Here is a 6,922-nt window from a genome sequence, read left to right as displayed (position 1 = left end):
TCCGGCCTGCTCGGGGCCGGCCGGTCGCGGACCAAGCACCACATCTAGGGAGAGAGAGAAACAATGAGGTTTCCGCGGATCGCCGCCATCACCGCGGCCGGCCTGATGCTCGCCGCCTGCGGGTCGGCGGAGAAGTCCGTCGACCAGCAGACCGGCTCGACGGAGGGCGCGCTCGTCGGCGTGACCATGCCGACCCGCTCGTCGGAGCGCTGGATCCACGACGGCGACAACATCAAGAAGGCGTTGGAGGAGAAGGGCTACAAGGTCGACCTCCAGTACGCCGAGAACGACATCCCGACGCAGGCCAACCAGATCGAGAACCAGATCACCAAGGGCGCGAAGCTGCTCATCGTGGCCTCGATCGACGGCACCGCGATCACCTCGCAGCTGCAGCAGGCGCAGGACGCCAACATCCCGGTCATCGCCTACGACCGGCTGCTGCGCAACACCGACAGCGTCGACTACTACGCCACCTTCGACAACTTCAAGGTCGGCGTGCAGCAGGCGACGTCGCTGCTGACCGGGCTGAAGGTGCTCAACGCCGACGGCACCCCGGGCACCGCGACCGGCCCGCTGAACGTGGAGCTGTTCGCCGGCTCGCCGGACGACAACAACGCCACGTTCTTCTTCAACGGCGCGATGTCGGTGCTCCAGCCGCACATCGACAAGGGCACGCTGGTGGTCAAGAGCGGCCAGACCGACTTCAAGACGGTCGCCATCCTGCGTTGGGACCCGGCGACGGCCCAGAAGCGCATGGAAGACCTGCTGACCTCCTCCTACGGCGGTGCGCAGGTGCACGGCGTGCTGTCGCCGTACGACGGCCTGTCCATCGGCATCCTGTCCGCGCTCAAGAGCAGCGGTTACGGCACCGGCGGCAACCCGTACCCGATCGTCACGGGCCAGGACGCCGAGGTCGCGTCGGTGAAGTCGATCATCGCGGGCGAGCAGTTCTCGACGATCTACAAGGACACCCGCGAGCTCGCGGCGACCACCGTGAAGATGGCCGACGCCGTGCTCAAGGGCGGCAAGCCCGAGGTCAACAACGAGAAGGACTACGACAACGGCAAGAAGGTCGTGCCGTCGTACCTGCTCGAGTCGGTGATCGTGGACAAGGGCAACTACCAGAAGGTGCTCGTCGACAGCGGCTACTACACCGCGGATCAGCTGAAGTAGGTTTGCACACCATGTCCGACGAAATCCTGGTGATGCGCGGCATCACCAAGCGGTTCGCCGGGGTCACCGCGCTGCACGACGTCACGCTCGCCGTGCGGCGCGGTGAGATCCACGCGATCTGCGGTGAGAACGGCGCGGGCAAGTCCACGCTGATGAAGGTGCTCTCCGGCGTGCACCCGCACGGGTCGTACGAGGGCGAGATCGTCTTCGAGGGCGAGCCCTGCTCGTTCGCCGGCGTCCGCGACAGCGAGCGGCGCGGCATCGTGATCATCCACCAGGAGCTGGCGCTGTGCGGCCAGCTGTCCGTCGCGGAGAACCTGTTCCTCGGCAACGAGCGGGCCAAGCGCGGGTTCATCGACTGGAACCGCACCAACCACGCGGCGGGCGCCCTGCTCGCCCGCGTGGGCCTGCGGGAGAACCCGACGACGCCCGTGCACGACCTCGGCGTCGGCAAGCAGCAGCTGGTGGAGATCGCCAAGGCCCTGGCCAAGGACGTGAAGCTGCTGATCCTGGACGAGCCGACCGCGGCGTTGAACGACGACGACTCCGCGCACCTGCTCGACCTGCTCGACGGGCTGCGCGACGAGGGCATCACCTCGGTGATCATCTCGCACAAGCTCAACGAGGTGACCAGGATCGCCGACAGCATCACGATCCTGCGCGACGGGCGCACCATCGAGACGCTGCCCGCGAAGGACGTGACCGAGGACCGGATCATCTCCGGCATGGTCGGCCGCGACCTGGAGCACCGGTTCCCGCCGCGCACGCCCCACATCGGGGACGAGGTGCTGCGGATCGAGGGCTGGACCGTGCACAGCCCGTCCCAGCCCGACCGGGTCGTGGTCGACAACGCCACGCTGTCGTTGCGGCGCGGTGAGATCGTCGGTCTCGCGGGCCTCATGGGCGCGGGCCGCACCGAGCTCGCGATGAGCGTGTTCGGGCGGTCCTACGGCGTCGGAATCTCCGGCAAGGTCTTCAAGGACGGCCGCGAGATCGACACGCGCACCGTCCGCAAGGCCATCGACCACGGCCTGGCCTACGTCAGCGAGGACCGCAAGCGCTACGGGCTCAACCTGATCCAGGACGTCCAGCTCAACGTGTCCGCGGCCGGGTTGGCCAAGCTGGCGCCGCGCGGCTGGGTGAACGAGAACGAGGAGCACTCGGTCGCCGAGTCCTACCGGCGCTCGATGAACATCAAGACGCCCAGCGTCGCCACCCCGACCGCGTCGCTGTCGGGCGGCAACCAGCAGAAGGTCGTGCTGGCGAAGTGGATGTTCACCGACCCGGACGTGCTCATCCTCGACGAGCCGACCCGCGGCATCGACGTCGGCGCGAAGTACGAGATCTACTCGATCATCAACGACCTGGCCGACCAGGGCCGCGCGGTGCTGGTCATCTCCTCCGAGCTGCCGGAGCTGCTCGGCCTGTGCGACCGGGTCTACGCCCTGTCCGAGGGCCGCATCACCGGTGAGCTCGACCGGGCGGAAGCAACCCAGGAACGCTTGATGCACCACATGACCCAGGGACAGACCTCATGACCACCGAAACCGCGGCCAAGGCGCTGAAGACCCAGGCCGGGCCGCAGCGCAGGTTCACGTTCAACCTGCGGCAGTCCGGCATCTACATCGCGTTCGCCCTGATCGTGGTGCTGTTCACGGTGCTGACGGACGGCGCTCTGCTGACACCGCAGAACATCTCCAACATCATCGTCCAGAACTCGTACGTGCTGATCCTGGCGATCGGCATGATCCTGGTGATCATCGGCGGGCACATCGACCTGTCGGTCGGGTCCGTGGTCGCGCTGACCGGCGCGATCTGCGCGGTGCTGACCGTCCAGCTGGGACTGCCGTGGCCGCTGGCGGTGATCATCACGCTGCTCTCGGGCGCGGTGATCGGCGCGGCGCAGGGCTACTGGGTGGCGTTCTTCGGCATCCCGGCGTTCATCGTGACGCTGGCGGGCATGCTCGTGTTCCGGGCGCTGACGCTGACGGTGCTGGGCAACCAGGGCATCGGCCCGTTCCCGGACCAGATCCGCACGCTGGCCAACGGCTTCACCGAGGGCTACCTCGGCAACGTCGGCCTCGGCCCGCTCGGCGGCGCGGACCTGGTCAGCCTGCTGGTCGGCGTCGCGGTGGTGGCCGGGTTCGCGTTCAACCAGTGGCGCAACCGCAAGGCGCGGCTGAGCTACGGGCAGGTCGTGGACCCGTTCCCGATCTTCGTGGCGAAGATCGCGCTGGCGGCGGCCGTGGTGCTGGCCGTGGTCGTGCAGCTGGCCCGGTTCCGCAACCTGCCGTGGGTGCTCGTGCTGCTCGCGGTGCTGGCGCTGGGCTACTCGGTGATGGCGAACAAGTCGGTGTTCGGCCGGCACATCTACGCCATCGGCGGCAACCTCCAGGCCGCGACGCTGTCCGGCGTGAAGGTCAAGCAGGTCACGTTCTGGGTGTTCGTGAACATGGGCCTGCTGTCCGCGCTGGCGGGCGTGATCTTCGCCGGTCGCCTCAACCAGGCCGGTCCGACCGCGGGCAACGCGTTCGAGCTGGACGCGATCGCGGCGGCGTTCATCGGCGGCGCGGCGGTGCAGGGCGGCGTCGGTCGGGTGGTCGGCGCGATCACCGGCGGCCTGATCATGGGCGTGATCAACAACGGCATGTCGTTGATCGGCGCGCCCAGCGAGCGGGTGATGCTGGTCAAGGGCCTCGTGCTGCTGGCCGCCGTCGCCTACGACGTGTGGACCAAGCGCCGGGGCCGTGCCTGAGCCTCTGTACCGATCAAGGGCCTGCCTCACACCTGTGGGGCAGGCCCTTGACGTAGGCCGGTCACTTCGGATTCACTACCGAACAGACCTGGGAACGCTCCCAGTTCAGACTCGGGCGGCGGCCCGTCACGTCCCCCGACGGGCCGCCACCGTCCACCTTCCAGTCGAAATGCCGAGCACGATCTCCGCCGCCACTCAGGAAAGCGCTTACCAAGCCCTAGGAGATCACCACATGAAAGCACTACTCGCCGTGTCAGCGTTGACAGCGGCGCTGCTCCAGGTCACCGCGCCGGAGGCACAGGCCGCCTGCGGCGACGGCACCTACCACGCCGAGGTGACCGGGTCCGGCAGCAGCTTCACGGCCCGCCGGGGCAGCAGCACGGTCTACACCGGAAGCAGCCTGCGCGCCGCGATGCAGGCGGCCAACGACAGCCTCACCGCGAACCGCACGTCCAAGGAGCGGATCGTCGTCCGGGCGTCCGGCTCCATCCCCGCGGGCGAGCGGTACTCGATGCGCAGCTACACCACGATCGACCTGTGCGGCACCATCAACGTCACCGGCAGCGGCTCGGGCGACTACGCGCCGGTCTACGCGCGCGGCGTCCGCGACATCGAGGTCCAGAACCTGACCCTCACCGGCACCCCGCTGTACGGCATCTTCATGCGCAACGTCACCAACGTGGTGATCGGCAACGTGAACATGCGCCTGTCCGGCGGGCTGGGCGTGCGCATCGACAACCGCGGCGACACCAGCCAGTGGACCCGCAACGTGCGCATCGACTACGTCTACGTGCAGGGCGCCAGGTCGCACGCCGTGGAGACGTACGGGGTGGACGGCCTGACCATCGGCACGGTGGTGGCGCGCAGCGTCGGCGAGTCGGGCCTGCTGCTCAACCAGACGATCAACGCCACGGTGGGCACGGTCGACGCCGAGAACGCGGGCGCCGGCACCGGCTACGCCGCGTTCCGCACGGCCAACCGCAACGGCCGGATCGGCAGCAGCTACCCGATCAACGTCCGGGTCGGGACGGTCAAGGCGCGCGGCGGCGGTCGCGGCATCTTCTGCGTCTCGGAGAGCGGCGGCCTGCAGATCGACCGGATCGACGTCGCCAACACCGGCAACAACGCGATCCTGATCGAGAACTGCTACAACGTGAACATCGCCGCCCAGAGCGGCAGCGTGAGCGGCGGGGGCGAGATCCGGTTGGCGGCGCGGAGCGAGTTCCCGGTGACGCGGGACGTCATCATCCAGAACCTGACCGTCACCAACTCGGCGATCACCGAGAACCCGTGCGGGACGAACACCACGTTCCGCAACAACACGCTGGTCAACAGCAGGCAGAGCATCTGCTAGTGGTGCGGTGACGACCCGGGTCGTGGCGGTGCGGCGACCCGGGTCGTGCTGTGCGGGGACCGCGGGTCGCGGCGTTTGGTGGTCGTGGTGCGGTGCGGTCGGGTGCGGTCGGGTGCGGTCGGGTGCGGTCGGCTGGGGTGCGGTCGTGGCTGGTTGGCGGTGCGGGTGGTGGCTGTGCGGTGATCCGGTCGGGTCGGGTTGGTCCGGGTATGTTCGGTCGGTGACCTCGGGAACCGGCCCTCGCACCGCTCGTTCCTGGCCGGACCTGCCCGAAGTCGCGCGTGACGTGCTGCTGGAGGTCCTGATCCACGGCACGATGCCGCGGGCCGAGATCGCGACCCGACTCCACCTCTCCCGGCCCACCCTCACCAGGGCGACCCGCACCCTCGTGCTGAGCGGACTGCTCGTCGAGGGCGAGACGCAACTGCGCTCGTCCACCGGCAGGCCCTCGGAGATGCTCCACGTGCGTGGCGAGTCCCACCACTTCCTGGGCGTGAAGCTCACCGCCGACCGCCTCTACGCCGTCGTCACCGACCTCACCGCCAAGGTCGTCGACACCGCGGACCAGCCCCTGCGGTCCACCGACCCGGCCGACGTGGTCGCCCGGATCGCCGAGGTCGCGGCGAGCTTCCCGAACCTGACGGCCATCGGCGTGACGCTGGGCGGCACCGTGCACGACGGGGTGGTGACCGAGGCGGGGTTCCTGCGGTGGGTGAACGTGCCGCTGCACGACGCGGTCACCGCCGCCACCGCCCTCCCCACGGCGGTCGACAACGACGTGCAGGCGCTGACGTCGGCGGAGCACTGGTTCGGCGCGGGCGCGGGGCTGGACTCGATGGCCCTGGTCACGGTGGGCGCGGGCGTCGGCTGCGGCGTGATCATCGACGGCAAGCTGGTCCGGGGCGCGCACGGCCTCACGCCGAGGATCTCCCACATCCTCATCGACCCGAGCGGTCCGCAGTGCGGGTACGGCCACCGCGGTTGCGCGTCGAGCTACCTGATGACGCACGTGATGCTGCGCCAGTTGGATGGGGACCCGACGTACGAGGAAGCGGTCGGGCGGGCGTTGGCGGGTGACCCGGTGGCCAAGCGGGTGTTCGACGACGCGGGCTACGCGCTGGGTGTCCTGATCGCCACGGTGGCGAACTTCCTGGATCCGCGGAAGATCCTGCTGACGGGTGACGGGCTCCCGCTCTTCGAGGTGTCGGAGCAGCGGGTGGTGGACGGGATCAGGGCGAGCTACGAGGCCGACCCGGCGCTCATCGACCTGGACGTCCAGCCGTTCGACTTCGGCGAGTGGGCCCGCTCGGGCGCGGCACTGGCCATCCGCGCCACCCTGACCGGTGGCCTCCGCCCCTGACTGCTTCTCACCCTCGAGTGGGTCGAACGCTCAGGTCGGGTGTGGCGAACGTTCAGCTCGTGCGTCCGGACGTTCCGGGTGTGCCGAGCTGAGCGTTCAGGTCGGTCGAGTTGAGTGTTCGGGTGTGGTGAGTTGGGTGTTCGGGGTGGTGTTTGTCCTGTTCGGCTCGATTTGACATGGGGCCCTTACGGGCACCCCAGGCAGGCCGAAGCCGGGCAGGCCTGGCGGGAAAAGCGTCCGCCAAGCCTGCCCGGCTTCGACCAGCCTATGGCACCCGAAC

The 6,922-nt window shown here is 68.9% G+C and carries 5 protein-coding genes; all 5 read left to right on the top strand.

Translation table 11 applies throughout. The annotated features are described in order from the left end of the window. The first annotated feature begins 63 nt into the window (after positions 1–63). A complete protein-coding gene (chvE, locus tag ABTZ99_RS44220; protein WP_498785994.1) occupies positions 64–1,173 on the top strand; it encodes a multiple monosaccharide ABC transporter substrate-binding protein in 1,110 nt (369 codons plus the stop codon). 11 nt (positions 1,174–1,184) lie between these two features. Next, positions 1,185–2,711: a multiple monosaccharide ABC transporter ATP-binding protein gene (gene mmsA, locus ABTZ99_RS44215; protein ID WP_499619137.1), complete on the top strand. Its 1,527-nt coding sequence runs from the start codon at positions 1,185–1,187 to the stop codon at positions 2,709–2,711. Further along, positions 2,708–3,928, top strand: coding sequence for a multiple monosaccharide ABC transporter permease (gene mmsB / locus ABTZ99_RS44210; RefSeq protein WP_498785998.1), 1,221 nt, complete (start codon positions 2,708–2,710; stop codon positions 3,926–3,928). Before mmsA ends, mmsB begins: the two co-directional genes overlap by 4 nt. Before the next feature lie 250 nt (positions 3,929–4,178). Next, positions 4,179–5,282 (top strand): hypothetical protein, encoded by a 1,104-nt coding sequence (locus ABTZ99_RS44205; protein ID WP_498786000.1) that lies wholly within the window; start codon positions 4,179–4,181, stop codon positions 5,280–5,282. A 220-nt stretch (positions 5,283–5,502) separates the two neighbouring features. Further along, positions 5,503–6,642, top strand: a complete 1,140-nt coding sequence (locus ABTZ99_RS44200; protein ID WP_499619135.1) for an ROK family protein — start codon at positions 5,503–5,505, stop codon at positions 6,640–6,642. The last annotated feature ends 280 nt before the right edge of the window (positions 6,643–6,922 follow it).

Source organism: Actinosynnema sp. NPDC002837 (assembly GCF_040295345.1).
Lineage (GTDB): Bacteria > Actinomycetota > Actinomycetes > Mycobacteriales > Pseudonocardiaceae > Actinosynnema.
Note: the sequence above shows the minus strand (reverse complement) of the source record. Positions and strands in the feature narration are given on the sequence as shown.